This is a genomic window from Campylobacter sp. 2018MI10, from assembly GCF_018501175.1.
GTDB lineage: Bacteria > Campylobacterota > Campylobacteria > Campylobacterales > Campylobacteraceae > Campylobacter_E.
The window spans coordinates 1-24,079 of record NZ_JAHCZD010000014.1 but is presented as its reverse complement, the minus strand read 5'-3'; the positions used below and the strand labels follow the sequence as shown (position 1 = coordinate 24,079).

At 25.3% G+C, this 24,079-nt stretch carries 16 protein-coding genes and 1 pseudogene; 10 read left to right on the top strand and 7 right to left on the bottom strand.

Going from position 1 to position 24,079, the window contains the following annotated elements; translation table 11 throughout:
* Genes KJR01_RS07090 through KJR01_RS07080 form a run of 3 tightly spaced genes read right to left on the bottom strand, consistent with a single transcriptional unit; the run spans position 1 to position 3,598 of the window.
* Positions 1 to 1,248 (bottom strand): GGDEF domain-containing response regulator, encoded by a 1,248-nt coding sequence (locus tag KJR01_RS07090; protein WP_214117982.1) that lies wholly within the window; start codon positions 1,246 to 1,248, stop codon positions 1 to 3.
* Entirely contained in the window at positions 1,245 to 2,765 is a 1,521-nt protein-coding gene (locus tag KJR01_RS07085) for an AAA family ATPase (protein WP_214117981.1), read from the bottom strand. The genes KJR01_RS07090 and KJR01_RS07085 overlap by 4 nt, the downstream gene beginning before the upstream one ends.
* Positions 2,762 to 3,598, bottom strand: a complete 837-nt coding sequence (locus KJR01_RS07080) for an NAD(+)/NADH kinase (protein ID WP_214117979.1) — start codon at positions 3,596 to 3,598, stop codon at positions 2,762 to 2,764. Before KJR01_RS07080 ends, KJR01_RS07085 begins: the two co-directional genes overlap by 4 nt.
* Before the next feature lie 87 nt (positions 3,599 to 3,685).
* Here KJR01_RS07080 and aspS point away from each other — a divergent pair, with 87 nt between their 5' ends.
* Entirely contained in the window at positions 3,686 to 5,443 is a 1,758-nt protein-coding gene (gene aspS, locus KJR01_RS07075) for an aspartate--tRNA ligase (RefSeq protein WP_214117977.1), read from the top strand.
* Positions 5,444 to 5,456: 13 nt separating this feature from the next.
* Here aspS and KJR01_RS07070 read toward each other — a convergent pair whose 3' ends face one another.
* Positions 5,457 to 6,191: a hypothetical protein gene (locus KJR01_RS07070; protein ID WP_214117975.1), complete on the bottom strand. Its 735-nt coding sequence runs from the start codon at positions 6,189 to 6,191 to the stop codon at positions 5,457 to 5,459.
* Between the two features lie 111 nt (positions 6,192 to 6,302).
* Between KJR01_RS07070 and KJR01_RS07065 the strand changes: the two are divergent.
* Positions 6,303 to 8,180 (top strand): annotated as a pseudogene (locus KJR01_RS07065) (capsule polysaccharide biogenesis protein); the annotation flags it as partial.
* 42 nt (positions 8,181 to 8,222) lie between these two features.
* Here KJR01_RS07065 and KJR01_RS07060 read toward each other — a convergent pair.
* The 3 genes from KJR01_RS07060 to KJR01_RS07050 are packed head-to-tail and all read right to left on the bottom strand — an operon-like array spanning position 8,223 to position 13,497.
* The gene (locus KJR01_RS07060) at positions 8,223 to 9,428 is read right to left on the bottom strand and encodes a hypothetical protein (RefSeq protein ID WP_214117971.1); all 1,206 of its coding nucleotides are present in this window, start codon (positions 9,426 to 9,428) and stop codon (positions 8,223 to 8,225) included.
* Complete coding sequence (locus KJR01_RS07055) at positions 9,425 to 12,205, bottom strand: glycosyltransferase family 2 protein (protein ID WP_214117970.1); 2,781 nt, start codon at positions 12,203 to 12,205, stop codon at positions 9,425 to 9,427. The genes KJR01_RS07060 and KJR01_RS07055 overlap by 4 nt, the downstream gene beginning before the upstream one ends.
* On the bottom strand, positions 12,202 to 13,497 hold the full coding sequence (locus KJR01_RS07050; RefSeq protein WP_214117969.1) for a UDP-glucose dehydrogenase family protein: 1,296 nt from the start codon (positions 13,495 to 13,497) through the stop codon (positions 12,202 to 12,204). The genes KJR01_RS07055 and KJR01_RS07050 overlap by 4 nt, the downstream gene beginning before the upstream one ends.
* Positions 13,498 to 13,741: 244 nt before the next feature.
* Between KJR01_RS07050 and KJR01_RS07045 the strand changes: the two genes are divergently transcribed.
* From KJR01_RS07045 to KJR01_RS07010, 8 genes are all read left to right on the top strand, one after another.
* Entirely contained in the window at positions 13,742 to 15,094 is a 1,353-nt protein-coding gene (locus KJR01_RS07045; protein ID WP_214117968.1) for a hypothetical protein, read from the top strand.
* On the top strand, positions 15,091 to 15,945 hold the full coding sequence (locus KJR01_RS07040; protein WP_214117967.1) for a beta-1,4-N-acetylgalactosamyltransferase: 855 nt from the start codon (positions 15,091 to 15,093) through the stop codon (positions 15,943 to 15,945). Before KJR01_RS07045 ends, KJR01_RS07040 begins: the two co-directional genes overlap by 4 nt.
* Positions 15,938 to 18,424 carry a glycosyltransferase gene (locus tag KJR01_RS07035; RefSeq protein WP_214117966.1) on the top strand — a complete coding sequence of 829 codons (2,487 nt, stop codon included), beginning with the start codon at positions 15,938 to 15,940 and terminating at the stop codon, positions 18,422 to 18,424. The genes KJR01_RS07040 and KJR01_RS07035 overlap by 8 nt, the downstream gene beginning before the upstream one ends.
* A gap of 14 nt (positions 18,425 to 18,438) precedes the next feature.
* On the top strand, positions 18,439 to 19,338 hold the full coding sequence (gene cysD / locus KJR01_RS07030) for a sulfate adenylyltransferase subunit CysD (RefSeq protein WP_214117965.1): 900 nt from the start codon (positions 18,439 to 18,441) through the stop codon (positions 19,336 to 19,338).
* Entirely contained in the window at positions 19,338 to 20,711 is a 1,374-nt protein-coding gene (gene cysN / locus KJR01_RS07025; RefSeq protein ID WP_214117964.1) for a sulfate adenylyltransferase subunit CysN, read from the top strand. The genes cysD and cysN overlap by 1 nt, the downstream gene beginning before the upstream one ends.
* Positions 20,708 to 22,423 (top strand): SLC13 family permease, encoded by a 1,716-nt coding sequence (locus tag KJR01_RS07020; RefSeq protein WP_214117963.1) that lies wholly within the window; start codon positions 20,708 to 20,710, stop codon positions 22,421 to 22,423. Before cysN ends, KJR01_RS07020 begins: the two co-directional genes overlap by 4 nt.
* A gap of 8 nt (positions 22,424 to 22,431) precedes the next feature.
* A complete protein-coding gene (cysC, locus tag KJR01_RS07015; RefSeq protein WP_214117962.1) occupies positions 22,432 to 23,025 on the top strand; it encodes an adenylyl-sulfate kinase in 594 nt (197 codons plus the stop codon).
* A 2-nt stretch (positions 23,026 to 23,027) separates the two neighbouring features.
* The coding region (locus KJR01_RS07010; RefSeq protein ID WP_214117961.1) for a sulfotransferase family 2 domain-containing protein at positions 23,028 to 24,079 on the top strand (1,052 nt) is incomplete at its 3' end.

Below are 24,079 nucleotides of genomic sequence, written 5' to 3'. Positions count from 1 at the left end.
TTATTCGCCTTCATAAACTTCAACTCTATCACGACCATTTCTTTTAGCGTCATATAAAGCTTCATCAGCTTTTTTAATCATTTCTTCTATTTCTGATTTTTTAGAGCCTACTGCAACTCCTATTGAAGCTGTGAAATTAATTGGTTTATCAAGATACATAGCAGGAGTTGATTTAATTGCACTTCTAATCTTCACTGCCATTTTAATAGCGTCTTCTTTCTTAATATTTTTAATTAATAAACAAAATTCTTCGCCACCAAATCTAGCAACCATATCCCCGCCCTTAACTTGTTCAAGTAGAGTTTGACCACATTGAACAATAACGCTATCTCCTGCAGCATGACCTAGTGTATCGTTAATGTTTTTAAATTTATCTATATCTATCATTAATACAGCAAAATCAACATCATCATTGATTTTTGAATAATATTCTTTGCTAGCCTCAAAAAAGCTTTTTCTATTATTTAATTTTGTTAAAAAGTCCTTTTCAGCACTTTCTTTTAGTTGTTCTGAATAATAAATTAAATCTATACTATTATTAATCCTACAAATAATATTCTCTCTTGAAAATGGCTTTTGAATAAAATCATTTGCTCCGGTTTTTAGCATTCTAGCACCAACATCATCACTTCCGTGAGCTGTTAAAACTATTATTCCTAATTGATTTTTATTATAAGATTTTCTAACTTCTTTTATAAGTTCTTCACCAGAAACTGCTGGCATTTCTTTATCTGTTAAAATAAGTTTTACATCAGGGTGTTGTTCTAAATATCCTAATGCTTCAGCTCCATGAGCTGCTGGGAAAACTTGGAATTTGTAAGCTTGCAAAATATTTTTAATAATATTTCTCATAGCCATTGAATCTTCAGCCACTATAATTTTTGTATTTTCGTTTCTTTGTAAGCGTTCAATAATATCTATTATATAATCAACACATTCGCTACCTTCTTTTAGCACATAATCAACAATGTCTTTATCCATAAAACTTTTTCTTGTAGCGTCATCATCAAGTCCAGTTAGAATAATACTTGGAATTTTCTTAGATAGAGCATAATCAACAACTTGACCATGCATAGCATCAGGCAAACATAAATCAAGTAATGCAGCAAAATACTGATTATTATCTAGCAACTCTTTAGCCTCTGCAAAATCATAAGCTACATCAAATTCGCAATTTAATGCGCCACTAACTTTTTTTGCTATTGCTTTAGCTAACATCTTATTGTCATCTACTAATAGTAATTTCATTCTTTTCCTTCTAATATGGTTTTTGCAAAATCTAAGGCTGATTGACTGATATTCTCATCACTAATCATTCTTGCAAGTTCATTTGCTACTTCATCTTTTCTAAGCTCTCTTGCAAAGCTTTTATTGTTTTCTTTACTTACTAAAAAATGCTGATTTGCTTTTGCACAAATCCAAGGCATATGAGTTATTACAAATATTTGATAATGCTTACTTAATTTACTAATTACATTTGCAATACTAATAGCCTCTTTTCCGCTTAAATTAGCATCTATCTCATCTAAAAATATATAACCATTCGCATAATCAATAAAATCAGCAAAACTAGCCAAAAATGCAAGTCTTAATCTATTTAACTCGCCCGAGCTAATCTCTTTAAAACCCGCTTTATTTAGACTGATTTCAAATCTATCTATGCCGTTAATTCCTAGTTCAAATTCCACTAACCTAAGAGCAATTTTGTCTAAGTATAACAAATTTAGATAATCATTAATTTTACACTCAAGTTCATTAAGGTAAATTAATCTTATTTTTGATATAGCTTTCGCATCGCTTATAAGCTTATTTTTTAGAGTTTTAAGCTCTTTTTCAATATTGTCTTTTTCGTAATCAATATTTTCATAAATATTTAATTCTTTTTCTTTATCTTTTAGTATATTTAACGCATCTTCAACGCTTCCATAACGCTTTACTAGATAATGAAGCTTTTCTAATCTATTTAAAATCTCTTCAATATCTAACTCACTACTATCATTACTTAAATCATTATAAATATCATTTAATTCATTCATAGCACTTACAAAAAATTCACTATCAATATTAGCTAATCTTAAAAGCTCTAAAACACTGCTCTCATAGGCAAAAATGCCTTCTGATTTTCTTAAAGCTTGTTCTATTTTATCTCTTTTTGAAAGCTTGGTTTTAATATCTAATAATTTTTCATATTCGCCTATTTTTGGATTTATATCTTTAATTTTTTTAATTTCTAAGCTTAATAATTCTTTTAAATCATTGATTTTATTTTCATCTTCACATAATTTTTTGTATTCTTTTTCTAATTCATCTAATTTTTTAAAATTATTTTTATATTCATTTAAAGTATTTTCATAATTTTGTTCTTTTTTAACTATGATTAAATCTAGCATTTTTAATAAATAATTTGGCTCAAAATCATCATAATTTTTAGCCGATAAATAGCGAATATTACTAGCATTTAGCTCACTCATAATCTTTTTTGAAACTGCTTGATTGTTTATAAAATATCTAGTAACTTTATCCTTTTTAACCCTAAAAACATTTGGATTAGAATTTTCTATACTTTCATCATTTATCTTATCATCTATGCTAATTTCTAAAAGACTTGCACTGCTTTCAAAAATTCCAAAAGCTGCTAATATGCTTTTAAAAATCACTGATTTTCCAGCTCCACTAGAACCTGTAAAAACTATAAGACCATTTTTAAATTCTAAGTTAAGTTCATCAAAAGTTATATTATTTGTAAAATATAATCTTTCTATCATCTTACTTCTCCCCAATTAAGCTTTTCATTTAAAACCCTAAAATAAGAGCTATTTTTACGCCTAATGATATTTGCTCTTACATTACTAAGCCCTATTCTAACGCTTTTAAATTCATCTTTATTAAATACTTCTTGCCCATCTATACTTAAAGTGCAATTTGCACTTATAATATCAATAAAAAAACTTTTAGGTAATACTATTGGTCTTTGAGTAAGCGAATGAGAACAAATTGGAGTTAGCATAAAAACACGGCTTAATGGATAAATAATTGAGCCGCCTGCACTAAGATTATAAGCAGTTGAGCCTGAAGGAGTGGAGATTATAAGCCCATCGGCATTATAGTTATTAAAAATATCTCCTTTAAAACTCGTTTTTATATCCGCTAATAATAAATGATTTGCTCTATTAAATACTGCGTCATTAAAAGCATATTTTTGTAAGATTTTGCCATTATTTAGCTTTATTTGAACACTTAGTAAAAATGGTCGCTCAAGTTTATATGAACCATTTAAAAACTCATTCATACCAGTTTCAAATTCTGTAGTTTTAAACTCTGTTAAAAAGCCTAAATTACCGGCATTTACTCCAAACACAGGAATATTAGAATTTGCTAAATATCTACAAGCTGAAATTATATTTCCATCTCCACCTAAGGATATTAATAATCCCACATTTTCTAAATCAAATTCTATTTCATTTTTTCTATCATTTATATATATTAAATATGCAATATTTTTACTATTAAGATAATTTTTTATATTATTTAATTCCAAACTATCTTCTAAACCTAATTTGCAAAATATAATTATTTTTTTAATTTCTTTATTTTTCATAATCTTTTCTTATTCTTTTTATTATAAATTTACAATTTTTGAGTAAAAATCAATTAATTTAATAAAAATTCATGTTAAGGAAAGAAATTGAGAACACATTATAGCACTGAGCTTAGCATTAAAAACATTGATGAAGAAGTAGTTGTAGCTGGATTTGTAAATAGCTACCGCGACCATGGTGGAGTTGTATTTTTAGATTTAAGAGATAAAGAAGGTATTATTCAATTAGTATGTGACCCTGAAATAAACAAAAATGCTCACGAAATAGCAAGTAGCTTAAGAGATGAGTATGTAATAAGTGCTAAAGGTAAGATTAGAGCTAGAGGCGAAGGTTTAGTAAATCCAAGACTAAAAACCGGAGAAATTGAAATAGTATGTAGCGAAATTGAACTAATTAATAGTGCAAAAGCGCTACCTTTTGATATAAATGATTTAAATGTTAATGAAGAATTAAGACTAAAATATAGATTTTTAAGTCTTAGAAATCCTAAATTATTAGATAATTTTAAAAAGCGTTCAATCATTACAACAGCAGCTAGAAATGCTTTAACAAAATTAGGCTTTATGGAAGTAGAAACTCCGATTTTAACAAAAGCTACACCTGAAGGTGCAAGAGATTATTTAGTTCCATCTCGTGTGCATGAAGGCGAATTTTATGCGTTACCACAAAGCCCACAATTATTCAAACAACTTTTAATGGTTGCTGGGTTTGATAAATACTTTCAAATTGCAAAATGCTTTAGAGATGAAGATTTAAGAGCTGATAGACAACCTGAATTTACTCAAATAGATGTTGAGATGAGTTTTTGCGACCAAGAAATGGTTATGCAAAATGCTGAAACTTTCTTAAGAGAAACATTTGCAAGTGTTGGCATTACAATGCCTCTTAAAGTAAAAAGAATGACCTATAATGAAGCAATGGAGCTTTATGGAAGTGATAAACCTGATTTAAGATTTGATATGCCGATGATTGATGTTGCACACATTTTTGCAAAGTCAAATAACGCTATTTTTAGCGAACCTGCAAAAGATACTAAGAAAAATCGTGTAAAAGCAATTGTTGTTAAAAATGGAGATAATATTTTTTCAAAACGCCAAATGCAAGGATTTGAAGAATATGTTAGAAAATTTGGTGCTAAAGGACTTGCATTTATTCAAATGAAAGAAGATGGACCAAAAGGACCATTGACTAAATTTTTTGATGATGATGGAGCTGAGCTTATAAATTTCTTAAAAGAAAAAGCTGATTTTAGTGTAGGAGATGTAGTATTCTTTGGCGTTGGTGCTAAAAAAACCGTTTTAGATTATATGGGAAGATTTAGATTATTCTTAGCAAATGAATTAAAGATTATTGATGAAAATAAATTTGAGTTTTTATGGGTTGTTGACTTTCCTATGTTTGAACAAAATGATGATGGAAGCTATTCGGCAATGCACCATCCATTCACAATGCCAAAAAATATTGATGCACCAATTGATGAGATAAATTCTATTGCTTATGATATAGTATTAAACGGAGTTGAGCTTGGTGGTGGAAGTATAAGAATTCATAGAAGCGATATTCAACAAAAAGTATTTAAATTACTTGGAATTAGCGAAGATGAACAAAAAGAAAAATTTGGCTTTTTATTAGATGCCTTAAGCTATGGAGCACCTAGCCATGGTGGATTTGCAATAGGGCTTGATAGATTATTAATGCTAGTTACAAAATCTAGCTCAATTAGAGATGTAATAGCATTCCCTAAAACTCAAAGAGCACAATGTCTAATGACTGATGCACCAAGCAAAGTTGCTTATGCTCAGCTAAATGAATTACACATTGCACTAAAAGAAAGTAAAAAATAATTTTTACCCCTTTTTAAGGGGTATATTTATATTGTAGACTAATGCCATCTGCTATATTGCCAATATTTATAGCATCTTTTAGGTTAAATTCCATTCTAAGCATTAATATTTCTAAATCTTTTTGAAACCTAATTTTTGTAGGTTTATTGTGAAAGATTTCGTTTCTTACCTTTCTAATTTGACCTATTTTTGTATATAAATGGTTTTTATCATATGGTGGCAATTCTTGATTTTTATATTCTTTATATTCAGCAAAAATTATTGAATATAAATTCCAATTTTCATTTATTATCTCTTGTAAATCCATCATCCTAAAACAATCAAAAATCTCAAATGTGTTTGTATTGTTTAAATCTAGTTCTTTACATTGCCTATTTATTCTCTTTGCCATATTAATATCAATTATGTTACAAAACCAATTATCTTCGTTTTTATTATAATGGTTTGCATAATTTATTGCTACAGTGCTTCTTAAAGTGTTTTCAAAACAGTGCAATAATAGTGATTTGGTCTGATGATTTCTCCTGCGTTTATTATAAATAACCATTATAAGTTCAAATAAATTATATTCCTTATTATATTTTTCTAATAATTTTTTAGCTTCTTTGCAAGAGCCTAGCAAATATTCAAAGTGCAATGTTTTTATAGCTTTTATCATTCTGTCTTTAAAATCATCTACTAAAAGGAATTGATAATTTGCAAATAAATCTTCAATTTTTTTATAAAATTCTTCTTCTATCTTATACATTTAGCTGCCTTTTATGTTTACATAATTATATTAGAATAATTTTAACTTAGAGATGTTCCAACGATAGATTGGGTCTTAACTACTCTAAGTTCTTTTTATTTTAGGTAAAGAATGCTGATTAGATATTTTAAACAATACAAACTTCGTAAAAATGTTAAAAACTTTTTAAATCTTTCTTGGCGTGATGCAAGTTGCAATGGTGTTTATTATGGCTGGGGAAGAAAGGAAAGTGGCAAAATAGCTAAGAAATTAGCTAAAAAAAATAATGCTAAATTTTGCTTACTTGAAGATGGGCTTATTCGCTCTTTAGGGCTTGGCATTAATGATAAAAATAGCTTTTCACTAGTATTTGATGATATTGGGATTTATTACGATGCAACCGCTGCTAGTAGATTAGAAAATATTTTAAATACTTACGAGTTTAGCGAAGATGAATTAGAACAAGCAAAAAAAGCTATCAAATATCTGGTAGATAACAATATAAGCAAATACAATAATGCTTACAAAGAATTTGAATTAGGAAATAAAGATAATGTTTTAGTGATTTTGCAGAGTGCAAATGATCTATCACTTAAATATGGTTTAGCTAATAATATTAATTCACTTGATATGATTAAAGACGCAATCAAGGAAAACCCTAATTCTAAAATTTATGTAAAAATTCATCCAGATACACTAAATGGCAAAAAACAAAGCGATATAAACATAAATGAAATTCCACAAGAATGTGAGATTATAAGCGATAGTTATAATCCAATAATCTTACTTCAAAACTTTAAAAAGGTTTATACAAAAACTTCAACAATGGGGTTTGAAGCTTTACTTTGCGGGTGTGAATGTGTGTGCTATGGAATGCCTTTTTATGCAGGATGGGGAATTACAAAAGATAAACAAAAATGTGAGCGTAGAATAAAAATAAGAAATATTGAAGAAATATTTTATGCTATGTATTTTTTATATACGAAATATTATAATCCCTACTCTGAAGATATTTCAGATATTTTTGATACTATGAAAACCATAGTGCAATTTAGAGAAATTTATAAGGCTAATTCAGGGAGATTATTTTTCTTTGGGTTTTCCTTATGGAAAAGAGCTCATACAAAGCATTTTTTTAAATCATTTGATAATAAAATAATTTTCATGAACTCTTTAAGTACTTTAAAGCGGTATAAGGTTACAGAAAACGATAAAGCATTCATATGGGGTAAAAAGTATGATAAAAATGAACTCGAAAAGTATTTTAAGAATGTTAGCATAGTAGAAGATGGTTTTATACGCTCAATTGGACTTGGCTCAAACCTTACTAAAGCATACTCATTAGTAGTTGATGATATGGGAATTTATTTTGATCCTCAACTTCCAAGTAGATTAGAATATATCCTAAAAAATACCAAGTTTAGCGATGAGTTAATAGAAGAAGCAAAAGAGATTAGAAAACTAATTTTAGATAATTCATTTTCTAAATACAATTGCTTAAAACATCAAGAATTGCCAAAAAGAAAACAAAAAACAATACTAATTCCAGCACAAGTTGAAGATGATGCATCTATCAAATGTGGTGGTTTAGGATATGATACTTTAAAACTTATAAAGCAAGTTAGAGCTGAAAATCCGGAGGCTTATATAATATATAAAGTTCATCCTGATGTAGTAGCTGGTAATCGTAAAGGACTTAAGGATGAGAAAATTATCTTAAAATATTGCGATGAAATTATAACTGATATTAGTATAGATAGTTGTATAAAAGCTTGTGATGAGGTTCATACTATCACATCAACAGCAGGATATGATGCACTTATCCGAGATAAAGTAGTAGTAACTTATGGGGCTCCATTTTATGCCGGCTGGGGTCTAACCATTGATAAAAACATAACTCCAGAAATCTTATCTCGCCGTAGTAGAAACCTAAGCATCAACGAACTAATAGCTGGAGTTATTATTTTATATCCTAGATATTTAAATCCTTTATCTAATAAATTTTGTGATTGTATAAAACTAATTAAAATTTTACAAACTATCCATAGAGTCTCAAATCCACATTAATTTAGTATAAAGGTTGTGCAATACATTGCATTTTTTTAAATTTTCTTCATTACTTTTTAACAACCTAGAAGAATATTTCCAACCATTTGTAATCCCTTTAAAATGTCTAATTTCATAATTATTGTTTAACTTATTTTTAAGAGATTTTTTAGTTTTTAAATTTAAATGATCATGTACTCTATATTGAATATCATTCAAATCTATATTTTTTATATTACTAGGGCAAATACACCATTTTGTAGCAGTTCTAGGAGAATTAATATTTATATATAACAAATCTTTATAAGAGTAATTACAATTTATAGCGGTATTTTCTACCCATTGTCCATCAAAATATATAGGCTCTTTAGACAATTCAGCTTCTTCAAATATAGATCTATTATTATAAGAAATAACTAACTCATCTATATCTACATTTAAAATTGATTTTGCGTATTTTAAAAAACTATATTTTGCATGCTCAAACATACAATATTGAGAATAATCAGAATCCCAAGGAGATTTATTAAAGCTTCCAGGACCATATGGTACAGGCCATCTAACAACCACAACCGACATATCAATATTTTGTTCTAAATATTCTAATAATTCTTGAGAAGAATAATCATCACTACAATTATCATATATAACAATAGCATCAGCTTTATGTATAATTTTATAAAAATTACAAAAATCTTTTATCCATGTAAGCCTATTGTCTTTACTCATTGTAATTATAACTCTTTTATCTTTTAAATAATTGACTACCCCCCCCCATTTATATATATCATTAATTTTATTATAAACAAAACTACCATAGTTACAAAATTCCAGTACTCTAGGTTTAAAAAAAGAAGTATATAATAATTCATAATGACTAGCTCTATCTAAATATTTTGTTGATATATTTACTGAAGAAAAATTAAAATTTATTTTCATTATACTTATATTTTTTGAATTAATATTATGTTTTAAAGTTATATTTTTATATAACAAATCTTTCTTTTGTGTAAATGGAGCACCTATAGCGTGTATTTTATGCTCAAATTCATCATAAAATATATCGCAAAAGATAACACCATAATCATATAAATCTTTAAAATTATCTTGTCTATTCTCTAAAGGTCTTGTTGGTACTCTTTTATCTACCAAATAACTATTAAAGCATAAAACTGAAGGTATATATAATTTTGCTATCTTTTTTAGATTCATTTTTTACTCCTAAAAATAAACTTAATTAGTTTAATAATTAAAAACCAATAATAAGAATAATTCTTTTTAATATTAAATTTTAATTCTTCTATAACTAAATTGAAATCATAAAAATCAGCATGTGTAATATTAGGAACAATTTTGCAAATATCTTTAATATCATATAAGTAATGTCCTCTATCAATATCAACACTAATTATTTGTTTATCTTTTACACTAATTTTATATATGTATGCATCATCATGCCAAGATAATAGTGGATTTTGTAAAAGTTCAGTACCATTGATTTTAATTGAATTATATAATACATACACTGGAACCCTAATATCATTAAGTCTTTTGTCAATACCCAAGAATTTTAACATTAAAATACCATCCCCGACTATTTTAATTTTAAAATTAGTTTTTAAATTATTATCTATAACAACACTACCAATACCATCTTGATTAGTGAACCAAATTGGATTGGTAGATTTAAAACTATGTTCCAATAATTCAATTCTATTAGTTGCTGTTCTATAGTTTCTAATTTTTATATTAAATTTTCCATTACCACTATAATAATCTAAATTTAAAAATAAAATTTCTTCCTTTAAAAGAAATTGTTTAATTTTTACAGAACTATTTGCATTAACTTTGATTGGATTTTTTAATATATTTTTTCCATTTAAATATACTTTATTGTATATAACCTCAATATTATCAATATTAAAAAGCTCAATTATTAAATAACCAATACCTTTATTCTTAAATATTATTTTATTACAATTACCTATTATATTATAACCATTGCTTTTATTTGTTGATATCGGTAGTATTAAATCCACTTCCTCTATTAATTCAATTTGATTGTGAAAACCAAAATTTTTAATATCAAATCTTGCAGAATTTATTTCTTGATAATATATACCAAAATTATCTTTAATAAACAACTCCAATTCTCTAGATACTTGTAGTTTATAGGTATTTATAATTTTTGTAATTACTCTAATTAAATACTCTTTATAATGTTTTTTATACTGAGCATTAAAACTCTTATAATTGGCATATAAAATGTTAACATAAAATAACATATAAATATTTATAAATTCATCACTTGTTATTCTAGGCAACATTTGGGATAATAATTCAACTATTATAATTTTATCTAAAAATTTTTTTTCTAAATTTTGAGTGATAGAATCATCATGAACTCTTCTAAAATATATCTTATCTCTTAAAATACTTATTTTTTTTGCTTTAAACAAAGATTCTATAAAAAATAAATTATCTTCAAAACATATTTTTTTATTTACCCATAATATTTTATTTTTTACTAAAAAATCTCTATTGTATATAGTAAGACAAGAAGATACAGCTATTTTTGTAATAAATTCTCGACAATCTTTGTAGTTAAAAATATCTTTAAAATCATTTGGTATATATCTAAAACTATAATAATCATTGCAAGAGATATTGTTATTATTATCAAAATTCATACCACCTATCATCAACATATCTAATTTATTACGAAAAGCTTTAGTAAAAATTTTTTCACAAGCAAAACTATCAATGTAATCATCAGCATCAATATATTGAATATAAAATCCTTTAGCTACAAGAAAAGCGTTATTTCTAGATATAGATAGACCTTGGTTTGTTTGATTTATAATAGTTATTCTATTATCTATACAAGAATATTTCTCCAATATAGATAAAGTTGAATCGCAAGAACCATCGTTAACACATATAATCTCTATATCCCTTATTGTTTGCCCAATAACACTTTTTAAACATTGTTCAATATAATCTTCACCATTATAAACACATATAATAATAGAAATTTTTGGTCTCAGTAAACTAGATAAAAAATTATATATTTTATCATTTACAATAAATTTTAATTTTGCTTTTATAACCTCATAACTATCATTACAATAACTTAATTCATATATAAATGATGAATTAACTCTATCCAAAAAACTTTGATTGTACTTATTGTAAATATTATGTTTACATAGACTATCATATAAAAATTGTATAGCTCTTGCAAAACATTCAATTTTATCTCCTCTATTAGCAGTCAAATTTGAACACTGATTTGTTCTATATATAACATAAGAATTATTTAATAATTTAATTTTATTAGTCAAGGCGATGCAAATATATGTAAAAGCCAAATCATTAACAACTTGTAAAGCTTGAAAATAAATTTTATATTTATTTATCAATTGCGAATTGAATATCTTAGTCCAAGCATTTGGATTTGTGATATTAAAAATATTTTTAATTTTTTTATCAACACTATAATTAGGCAAGTAAGTTCTACCTATTATTTTTTTAGTAATATCATCGTAAATATCATTAGCAAAAATAACAATATCAGTCTCAAAAATATTAGTCAATAATTGTTCATAAATATTGCATTTAACCCAATCGTCACTATCTAAAAAATGATAATACTCTCCACTAGCTACCATCATACCAGCATTTCTTGCAACTCCAGCATATAGATTTTCTTGAGTAAGTACTGTAATACGATTATCTTTAGCTGCATATTCTTTTAAAATTTCTAGTGAATTATCAGTTGAGCCATCATCTACACATATTATTTCTATTTCTTTTAGGCTTTGGTTTATTACACTATCTAAACACTCTCCTAAATATTTTTCAGTGTTATATACCGGGATTATTACCGATACTTTTGGAGTATAGTCAATCTTATTTTTAATTAAAATAGTAGCTTTTGTATCAGGATCACCTTCAGCGTTTTTAACTACGATAACTGTTTGGCTCAATTCTTAACCCCAATATTTATCACATCAAAACCATATTTTTTAGCTTCATTGAAATTTATTATATTTCTAGTATCATAGATTTTTTTAACCTTTATATAATCTTTAAGCTTTAAAAAATCAATATCCTTAAATTCATCCCATTCTGTCAAAATTACTAATAAATCACATTCATTGGCACATTCATAAATTGAATTTGTATAATTAACGTTATCATTTAAAATACCTTTAGCATTATTTATAGCCCTCGGATCATAAACATTTATATTTTGATAATTTTTAATAAATTCTTTTATAATTTCAATCGCTGGACTTTGTCTACAATCATCAGTGCCATTTTTAAAAGCAAGTCCTAAAATACCTATTTTTGGATTATCAATATCTTTTAACATATCCTTAATGTTATTTGCAATTTTTTTAAATCTATCATTATTACCCTTAATGATAGTTTCTATTAAAGATACTCCTACCCCAAGCTCCTTAGCCATTCCAAGCATTGCTAAAGTATCTTTAGGAAAACAACTTCCACCATATCCTGGTCCTGGATTTAAAAACTTATCACCTATACGACTATCAAACCCAATACCCAATGCAACTTCATTTATATTTGCACCACTTTTTTCACAAAAATCAGCCATTTCATTTATAAAATGTATTTTCATTGCTAAAAAAGAATTTGATGCATATTTTATAAGTTCAGCTGACTTTCTAGAAGTTATTAAAATTTTACTGCTATCAATATGAGAATATAATTCTTTTAATACTTTACTTGCCTTATCAGAATTACTTCCTATTATAACCCTATCTGGATTATAAAAATCTACTAAAGCATACCCTTCTCTCAAAAATTCAGGTAAAGATACTATATTTACATTTAAATTAAAAGTATTAAATTTGTGCTCTATTTGATCACTAGTACCTACTGGAACAGTAGATTTAATAGCTAAAACTAAATTTTTATCTTTACATAAATTTTTAGCTATTTCTATAATTGCATCATCGATATATCTCAAATCAACACTGCCACTATTATTCAATTGAGGCGTTCCAACAGCCAAAATTACTATATCTGCATTATTAATACAAGAATAAGAGGTTGTAAAAAATAACCTACTATTAACAACTTCCCTAAAAGCTATTTCCAAATCATTTTCAAATATAGGTATATTACCTTGTCTTAAAATATTTATCTTATCCACATCAATATCTACACAAGTTACATTATGACCTAATTGTGCAAAACCAACACCACTAGGCAATCCAACATAACCAGTTCCAATAATAACAATATTCACAAAAACTCCAATTTTGAAAAACTCTTATTTTCAATACAAAAAATGCTAGAATTAAGTGAGTATATAGCTATCAATAATAATTTAATTTGTTCAAATTTATAATCAAATAATTTAGAATATTTTCTATATTATTAATAATAATATGTTTTAATACCGAATAATATGCTTATTTGATATATAACATAAATTGTATTGAAAATAAGAGTATTTCAATATATTAATGTATACAAAAAAGGGCAAACTAATGAAAGCATATTTGCATATAGGTACTGAAAAAACTGGCTCTACAACAATACAAGATTTTATCAATAACAATCATAAAATACTGCAAGAACAGGTATATATTCCACATTCATTAGGATATAATCACTGGCCTTTAGCGGTATTGGCATATGATGATAATAAAATAGATTCTTTTAAAATAACCAATAATCTATTAGATAAAGAGGAATTTAACAAATATAAAACTACGCTATTTAATAATTTAAAACTAGAGTTGGAGGGCAAAACAAATATACTTTTTACGTCAGAATTAATACACTCTAGGTTAAATACTAAGGAAGAAATTCAAAAGTTAAAAAAAATTTTAATTCAACTAGGTATTAATAAATTTAAAATTATTGTTTATCTTAGAGAGCAAGGAGATTTAATAAATTCTTTATTTTCAGAAGCTATAAAATGGAGTGAGATAAATGAAGATTTTGACTTTACTCTAAAAGATAATTATAAACTAGAATATGAAGAAGGATATAAAAAAAATATTACACACTTTCAATTTATTTGTGACCATAAGAATACTATTCAAAATTGGCAAGATGTATTCGGACAAGAGAATATAGCAGCAACAATTTTTGATAAAAAATATTTTAAAGATAATGATTTAATAACAGATTTTCTAGATAAAATAAATATAAAAAACAACAATGCTTTTATTAAAAATAAAAATAGCAATAAATCACTTGATATATACGGAGTTGACCTACTATTATATATCAATAAACAAATTCCATTATTTACCAATTTTAAACAAAACCACTTAAGAGGTGATATACTAAAATTTATTAATAAGTATTTTACAAATAAAAATCATAGTTATAAACTTAGCAACCAAATAATAAACAATGTAAGAGAATATTATAAAAAAGATAATGAATATTTAGAAAACATCTATTTTAATAATAATCAGAAATTTATATATAAAAACATAACAAGTACTGAAAACAAAACCTTAGATACAAACATAAAAGAATGTATATTTGATATTATTTCTTCAAAAAATAAAGTTATTTTAGATTTAAAAAAAGATATAAAATGGTTAAAAAACTATAAACAAAATAATTTAATGAATGATATAGATTTAATTATAGATAGCACAAAAGCTTATAAACTAGGTAAGTATATGAAAGATTTAAAAAATAATAAATTAAATATAATAGCTATACTTAAATTTATATTCTGCTTTATATTTTATAAAGAACAAAAAATAACTATAAAATTAATAAAAGAAATAAGTCAAGATAATTTAAAACTATCTACTAAATATAAAGACTATATTCAGGGTATGAAAATAATTAAAAAACAAGGACAAAACTTATGAATTCAAATGATATATATTATTATCATCATAAAAGTAGTAATACACATAAAGGTTATTTCGAGCTAGACCAAAGAAGTAAAAATACCAAATCTCCATTAAACCCTTGGGCTTTTATTAGGGTATGCAATGAAAAAAATACATTGGAAGAAAGTTTGTATTCAATTTTACCTGCTATACAAAGAGGTGTAATAGGATATAATGACTGCACAGATGGAAGTGAAGAAATTATAATAAATTTCTGTAAAAAATTTCCAACTTTTCAAGCGTATAAATATCCTTATCAAATATCAACCAGTATGAACCCCCCCCCTAAACATAATAATAAATTATCTACTTATTATAATTGGGTTAAAAGTTATATACCAAAAGGGGAATGGATGATAAAAATTGATTGTGATCATATATATGATGGTAAAAAACTATTTAACATGTTTTATTTGATAAAACATGATAACGATGTTGTATCTATACCAAGAATTAATTTTGTAATCAAAGATGACATTGTATTTGTAGAGACATATAATACCAATATTATTTTTAGAGATGTTGTTGATCATTGGTTAATAAAAAATGATAATTTAATTTTTGAAGACTTTGTAGGCAATAAACTTATTGAAATTCTTAGGTTGAATAAGCATCACAATATAATAAGAACAGAATTGAATAATTATCATTTTCCTTATATAAAAAATCAAAGAAAAAATCAATATGGAAATCTTATTAGACTAGATGATTTTATTAATAGTATAGATATAAATAATACATTACTAAATAGAATAGATATATCAATGCTAAATCAAGATTTTATTTTAAAAATATACTATAAATTTTTAAAGGATGACAATGGATAATAATGATATTAAAGTCGGTGTAATTATCCCAATATATAATGTAGAAAAATACTTAAAAGAATGTATAAACTCAGTTATAAATCAAACACATAAAAATTTAAGCATTATATTAGTTAATGATGGAAGCACTGATAATAACTCATTAAATATAGCCAAAGAATTTGTAAAACTTGATGATAGAATAGTACTAATAAATAAAGAAAATGGTGGATTAGGAAATGCTAGAAATGTTGGTGTTAATTGGTTGTTACAAAAATATTATTTAAAAAATTATATATATGATGATAAGTTATATATATATGAAACTAAAAATCAAGATGAACATAATATAAAACAAATTTTTTATAAAAATAATAAGTTAAAGTATGAAAATGTAGATTATTTAATATTTCTAGACTCTGATGATTATATAAAATTAAATACTATAGAAGAATGTGTAAAAGTTGCTAATAATAATGATATTGTGTGGTTTGATTTTGAATTTTTATATGATGGAATAGAAACACAAAATAAAAAAACACATCATGAATTGTATAATATAAATAAGAGTTATAAAATTACTGCTAATGAATGGCTAGATCTATTACAAGACAATAATAAAAATATGTTTTGGTTTGGAAGACATGGAATGGTATCATTAGAATATATAAAAAATATCAAATTGGAGTTTATAAACAATATAATACATGAAGACCATTACTACGGAAAAATGCTATATGTTCAATCAAATAATATATATATTTTAAATCAAAAATTATATATTTACAGAATCAGACCAAATAGTATTATGGCCTATAATGAAAATATTGATGTGAGCAATTTATCAAAATCAGTAGCATATCTATATAATATCTTTAATAATAACATATTAACAGCAAAGCAATATTATAAAGATTCTTCATTGGCAATTACAGCAATTGAGGTACATAAAGAAATAGACAAACTTAATATAGATGAAAATATTAAACATAAATTTATTAAAATATTTTACAAACCTTTAATAAAATGGGCTAATGAAATAAACAATTACCAAATTGATCCATTATCTATAAAAGATAAAGTATTTGAAGTACTACCACACATGGAAAAATTATATAACGAAGTAAATAAGACATATAATAAGACTATTAATAATACAAAAAAACAAATCAGCGTAATAATACCAATATATAATATTCAAGAATTTTTACCTGAGTGTATAGACTCTATATTAAATCAAACTTATCCTTATTTTAATTTAATTTTAATTAACGACGGCAGTATGGATGATACACTAAACATAGCCAAACATTATGCCTATAAAGATAATAGAATTATAGTGGTTGATAAAAATAATGAAGGTCAAAGCAAAAGTAGGAATTTAGGTCTTGACTTGTTATATGAAGCAAAAAAAGTAAAAAAAATCAGTGATAAATACTTCAAAGTATTAAACAAGTCTGCAATTAAAAATATTTATACAAATGAAAATAATATTACAAATGAATATTTAAATATAAAAACAGATTATATTATGTTTATTGATGGTGATGATACTATAGAAAATAACTGTTTTAAAGAATGTATTGATAATATAGGTAATTGTGAAATAATATGGTTTAATTTTAAAATGTTTGCAGATAAAAACTATCACGGAGAATTACCAAATTGGAATAGAATGAAAAGATTTAATATAACCCAAAATCAAACCATAAGTTCTATGAATTTCGCTAAATTAATGATCGATAATAAAATATGTCAGTTTGCATTTATGGTAGATGGTATGATTGATTTTAAGCTAATGCAAGCAATAAAACTTAAATTTCCTACTAATGGTTATGCGGAAGATCACTATTTTGGTCTTGTTCTTTTTTTAGAATCTAATAATATTCAAATTTACAACAAAATTTTTTACAATTATAGAGTAAGAAATGGAAGTTCATGTAATTTTAATAATCAGGCAGTAAAAATAAGCGAACATATAAAGCAGTATTATCATTTCTTATTTAAAGATAAAGCTTTGGCAAAAGATTATTATAATTTTAGTGGGTATTGTGATACGACATATAAGCTAGTGCAATTTTTTCAACAAAGAAAACAATATAAAGAGTTGGCAAAAATTATGTTACCTTATTATATAAATCAAACCATATTATTAATGAAATTTTTTAAATACAAAAATGAAGATATTGAAAAATTAATTTTTATTAATAACTATTTAAAAAATATCTTTAATATAAATAAAACTATAGAGTTAAAAATTAGACTACATTTATCTTACAGGCTAGGGGTTTATTTGTATTGGCTAAACAACCATAAGCTTAGTTTTATATTTATCCCAAAATATCTTACTAGTATCTATAGAAATTATAAACGACAAAAAAAATATTTCTTAAACCTAAAAACTTTAAATATAATACCAAATAATAAACTACCAAAACAATATGTATTAGGAAATAAAATTATAACAAAAATTAAAAAAATATTTTTATTTAAACTTTAGAAAGGTAATAAATTATGCAAAATAACTATTTAAAAATGTTGGAAGCTGAATCTATATTTATTATAAGGGAAGCAATAGCTGAATTTCAAAACCCTGCTATGCTATATAGCGTAGGTAAAGATAGTTCTGTAATGTTGCATTTGTTAAAAAAGGCATTTTATCCAGCAATACCACCGATACCTTTGGTTCATGTTGATACAAAATGGAAATTTAAAGAAATGATAGAATTTAGAGATAAAAAAGCCAAAGAATTAGGTATGCAGATGATAGTATATCAAAATCCAAAAATAGATGAATTAAATTTATCCCCATTTATACATGGTTCATCAATGCATACAGATATTGCTAAAACAGAAGCTCTTAGACAAATGCTAAATATTTATAAATTTGATGCAGTATTTGGGGGAGCCAGAAGAGATGAAGAAAAATCTCGTGCTAAAGAAAGAGTATATTCTTTTAGAGATAACAACCATCGTTGGGATCCAAAAAATCAAAGACCAGAATTATGGAATATATATAATGCTAAGCATAAAAATAATGAATCTTTTAGAATTTTTCCTCTAAGCAACTGGACAGAGCTAGATATATGGAATTATATATTATTAGAAAATATAGAAATTCCTAGTTTATATTTTGCTAAACCTAGACTAGTTACTCAATATATGGGTACTAAAATTCTAGTTGATGATGATAGAATGCCCATTGATTTAGTCAAAAACGCAAAAGAAGAAATAGTAAGATTTAGAACGCTAGGATGCTATCCACTAACAGGTGCTATTAATTCAACAGCCGATAATGTGGAAAAAATAATACAAGAACTATTGTTATCAAATGCAAGTGAAAGACAAGGAAGATTGATAGATGTTGATGAAAAAGCAAGTATGGAAAAGAAAAAGCAAGAAGGGTATTTTTAATGACAAATGAAAACAATTTAATTCAAGATAAAGAATTATGCAGGTTTATTACTTGCGGTAGTGTTGATGATGGAAAATCAACATTAATAGGTAGGATGCTATATGATTCTCAAATGATTTTAGAAGATCAACTAAATTCTTTAATTAAAGATAGTAAAAAAATTGGTACACAAAATGGTAATATAGATTTTGCACTACTAGTAGATGGACTTGAAAGCGAAAGAGAACAAGGTATTACAATTGATGTTGCATATAGATATTTTAACACAATAAAAAGAAAATTTATAATTGCAGATACTCCTGGACATGAACAATATACAAAAAATATGGCTACTGGAGCTAGTAATGCAGATATTGCTATAATATTAATAGATGCACGCAAAGGTGTACTTCCACAAACCAAAAGGCATTCTTATATAGCTTCTTTATTGGGTATAAAACAATTTATAATAGCTGTTAACAAAATGGATTTAGTAAACTATAGTCAAGAAATATTTAAAAAAATATACAATGATTATCAACTAATAATACCTTATTTAAACAACGATATTAATATAAATTTCATACCAATATCAGCTTTAAATGGAGATAATATTGTTACAAGTAGTAGTAATATACAATGGTACTCTGGCGATACGTTATTTAAATTATTAGATAACTTAGAAATATATAAGACAAATAATGATGAATTTTTATTTCCTGTTCAATATGTAAATAGACCAAACTTGAATTTTAGAGGATTTTGTGGAAATATAATAAGCGGAAACATTAATGAAGGTGATAATGTTGTTATACTACCTTCTAATAAAAAAACTACTATAAAAAAAATAATTAAAGCTAACACTATGCTTGAAGAAAAACAAGCAAGATGTTTTGATAGTGTAACAGTTGTTACTGGTGATGAAATAGACATTTCTAGAGGCAACCTAATCGCAAGTCTAAATAATAAAACAATAATAACCAACAACTTTCAAGCGACAATCATATGGATGAGTGATAAAAAGCTAGAGCTAGATCAAAGATATTATATAAAAATTGCAAATAATATAACAACTATACAAGTGCAAGAAATTTTATATAAAAAAGATATAAATACATTGCAAAATATACAAAATGATCAAATTATGCTAAACGATATAGCACTATGCCAAATTAATCTAGAAGAAAAGTTAGCGCTTAAAATTTATAGAGAAAATAAATTTTTAGGTTCTTTTATATTAATCGATAAATATACAAATCAAACTATAGCAGCTGGTATGATTGAAAAAATACTAAATACTACAAACAATTGTAAACAATATACTAAAGCAGAAATAGAATTAAACAAATACATTAGAACTCAATATCCTGAGTGGGAGTGTAAAGAAATATGAAAATTATTGTAGGTTGCAGTATTTTAGTACTGATATTATCACTAATATTTAGTAAGATAAAACCTTCTATATTATTTGGTATTCTTGCTATATTTTATTATATTATTGGATACTTAGATTTAAATTCTTGGCTAGTATCTTATACTAGCAATTCTTTAATTGTACTAATTATTCTTTTATTAGTATCAATAGCTATAGAAAAAAGTATAATAATAGATTATATGTCAAAGCTTATAATAAATAAAAACTATCTATTTTCGCTATTAAAGCTTGGGATAATAAGTATGGGGATTTCAGCTTTTTTAAACAATACAGCTGTAGTTGCCAGTTTTATGGGTGCTATTAAAAATAATAAATTCCAACCTCCTTCTAAACTACTAATACCATTATCATACTTTTCAATTTTAGGTGGTACTATGACCTTGGTAGGTACATCAACAAATTTAGTAGTCAACTCATTTGTTATGCAAAATAATCTACCAAGCTTAAAAATTTTTGATTTTTTCTATGTTGGATTTTTAATTTCTATATTTTGCTTAATAGGAATTATAATTTTTAACAAACTATTACCAAAATATGAAATGGAAAATACTAAAGAAGAAAAACATCTAATTAGCGCTAAGGTGTTAAGCAATAGTGACTTAATTGGGAAAAGCATTGCAGATAATGGTTTAAGAAAACTTGAATATTTATTTTTATTTGAAATTCAAAGAAACGACTATGTAATAAATCCAGTTAGTAGAGATGAAATAATACAAGAAAATGATATTTTAATTTTTAGTGGTGATATTAGACATATTAATATGTTACATAAATTTAAAGGTATTAATATAGGTAAAGAAGCAGTGCAATCAAATGAGTTAGAGCTTGTTGATGTGCTTATTAGCCAAGAATCTAGTCTTATTGGTCAAAGTGTTAAAGAAAGTAATTTTAGGACAAAATTTAATGCAAGCATTATATCCTTCAAACGAGGAAATCAAAATATATCAAAAATAGGAAATACTAGATTAGAAGTTGGCGATAGGCTTATTTTAAGTGTTGGAAAAGATTTCAAAAGTAGAGATAATATAGCAAAAAATTTTCATATACTTTCAAGTATTAATCAAAATAAAAAATTAAGTAAAGCAAAAAGTATTTTAGTATTTTTAGGTTTTGTACTTTCAATTGCATTGTCTGCTTTGGAGTTGGTATCATTATTAAAAGCAATGCTAATATTATTATGCTTACTTGTATTTTTTAAAATAATTACTATAAACGAAATTAAACGTCAATTTCCTTTTGATATTTTTATAATTATAGGTTCATCATTAGCTATTACAAAAGTATTAGTAAATAGTGGATTAGCAGATGATTTAGGTGTATTAATAACTCATATATTTGGGGCTTATGGAGTATATGGAAGCTTTATAGGTATTTATTTATTTACACTACTACTAACAGAAATTATGACAAATAATGCTGCGGCTGCTTTATCATTTCCTATAGCGTATAGCTCTGCAATAGCTCTTGATGCCAATCCGACTCCATTTATATTTGCAGTTGCATATGGTGCGAGTGCTGCATTTTTATTTCCACATAGTTATCAAACACACTTAATGGTCAGCTCTATTTGCGGATATAAACTACAAGATTTTCTTAAAATAGGTTGGATTATTTCTATAATATATTCTAGTGTAGTAATAATAGCTACTCCTATATTTTTTAATTTTTAGGATAATAAATGAATAATAATCATATAATTTGGCATAACCAAAGTTTAACAAAACAAAAACGAGCATTTTTAAAAAACCAAAAATCTTGCATAGTATGGTTAACAGGGCTTAGTGGTAGTGGAAAATCTACATTAGCTAATGCTCTAGAGGTAAAATTGCATACATTAGGGTACCATACTTATTTACTTGACGGAGATAATATAAGACATGGTTTGAATAAAGATTTAGGATTTGATGAACAATCTAGAGTTGAAAACATAAGACGAATAGCTGAAGTGTGTAAGCTATTTGTTGATAGTGGAATTATAGTTATAAGTGCGTTCATATCCCCTTTTAAATCAGATAGAGATTTTGCTAGAAGTCTAGTTGATGATAATGAATTTATAGAAATATTCATAGATACCCCATTAGATATTTGTGAAAAAAGAGACCCAAAAGGGTTATATAAAAAAGCAAGAAACGGAGAACTTCAAAACTTTACCGGTATAACAAGTCCTTATGAAAAACCAGAAAGACCGGAAATTATAATTGGTGTTAATCAAATTGATTATAATGTTAATATTATAGTAAAATATTTAGAAGATAATATTTTAAGGAAATAGAATTGTTTAAAGATTTTCAAGACAAATACAAATGTATATTTGTGCATGTACCAAAAGTCGCAGGTACTAGTATAGAAAGGGCTATATTTGAAACAGATAAATGGCTTGTAGGACATAAAAAAGCGATACAATATGTAAAATACAACAAAGAAAAATTTTATCAATACTTTTCATTTGGGTTTGTAAGAAATCCGTATGATAGAATATGTTCAGCATATCATTATTTAAAAAATGGTGGAGCAGGAGGCAATGATTTAGAATGGTCTAAATTACATTTAAGTAAATACAATAACTTTAAAGAATTTATAAAAGATTTAGAAAATGAAAATATAAAACAAGAAATATTGAAATATTATCACTTTATTCCACAATGTGAATTTTTATGCAATGAACATGATGAAATAATAGTTAATTTTGTTGGATATTATGAAAATTTAAATAATGATTTTGAAAAAATACTAAATATTCTAAATATTTCTAGAAATATAATATGGGTCAATAAAAGTGAACATAAAGACTTTAGAAATTACTATGATGCTGAAACATACAATATTGTAAAAAAAGTTTATGAAAAAGATTTTTATATATTTGATTATGATATAGAGTCTAATAATTATATTATAAAACATAATGACAATAATGATTATTTTTATAAAAAAATTCACTATAAAAATAAATATTTAAATAAACTGCGATTAGAACAATACTATCAGTATAAACAAATAGAGGAAAAAAATAATATTATTTTGACAAGCACAAATATTATAAATAAACTTGAACAAAATATTGCAGATAAAAACTTACTTATAAATAATCAAAATGATGTGATAAAAAATAAAGAGAGTATAATTGTAAATCAAGAGAATGCAATAACAAAGCAAGAAGAAGTTTTACAATCAAAAGAACAAGAAATTATAGCTCTTCATCAACAAATAGAGGAAAAAAATAATATTATTTTGACAAGCACAAATATTATAAATAAACTTGAACAAAATATTGCAGATAAAAACTTACTTATAAATAATCAAAATGATGTGATAAAAAATAAAGAGAG

Excerpts from the sequence above, each read along its gene's own strand:
- KJR01_RS07090 (WP_214117982.1), bottom strand. The coding sequence starts at position 1,248 with ATGAAATTACTATTAGTAGATGACAATAAGATGTTAGCTAAAGCAATA.
- KJR01_RS07085 (WP_214117981.1), bottom strand. The coding sequence starts at position 2,765 with ATGATAGAAAGATTATATTTTACAAATAATATAACTTTTGATGAACTT.
- KJR01_RS07080 (WP_214117979.1), bottom strand. The coding sequence starts at position 3,598 with ATGAAAAATAAAGAAATTAAAAAAATAATTATATTTTGCAAATTAGGT.
- KJR01_RS07070 (WP_214117975.1), bottom strand. The coding sequence starts at position 6,191 with ATGTATAAGATAGAAGAAGAATTTTATAAAAAAATTGAAGATTTATTT.
- KJR01_RS07060 (WP_214117971.1), bottom strand. The coding sequence starts at position 9,428 with ATGAATCTAAAAAAGATAGCAAAATTATATATACCTTCAGTTTTATGC.
- KJR01_RS07045 (WP_214117968.1), top strand. The coding sequence starts at position 13,742 with ATGAAAGCATATTTGCATATAGGTACTGAAAAAACTGGCTCTACAACA.
- KJR01_RS07040 (WP_214117967.1), top strand. The coding sequence starts at position 15,091 with ATGAATTCAAATGATATATATTATTATCATCATAAAAGTAGTAATACA.
- KJR01_RS07035 (WP_214117966.1), top strand. The coding sequence starts at position 15,938 with ATGGATAATAATGATATTAAAGTCGGTGTAATTATCCCAATATATAAT.
- cysD (WP_214117965.1), top strand. The coding sequence starts at position 18,439 with ATGCAAAATAACTATTTAAAAATGTTGGAAGCTGAATCTATATTTATT.
- cysN (WP_214117964.1), top strand. The coding sequence starts at position 19,338 with ATGACAAATGAAAACAATTTAATTCAAGATAAAGAATTATGCAGGTTT.
- KJR01_RS07020 (WP_214117963.1), top strand. The coding sequence starts at position 20,708 with ATGAAAATTATTGTAGGTTGCAGTATTTTAGTACTGATATTATCACTA.
- cysC (WP_214117962.1), top strand. The coding sequence starts at position 22,432 with ATGAATAATAATCATATAATTTGGCATAACCAAAGTTTAACAAAACAA.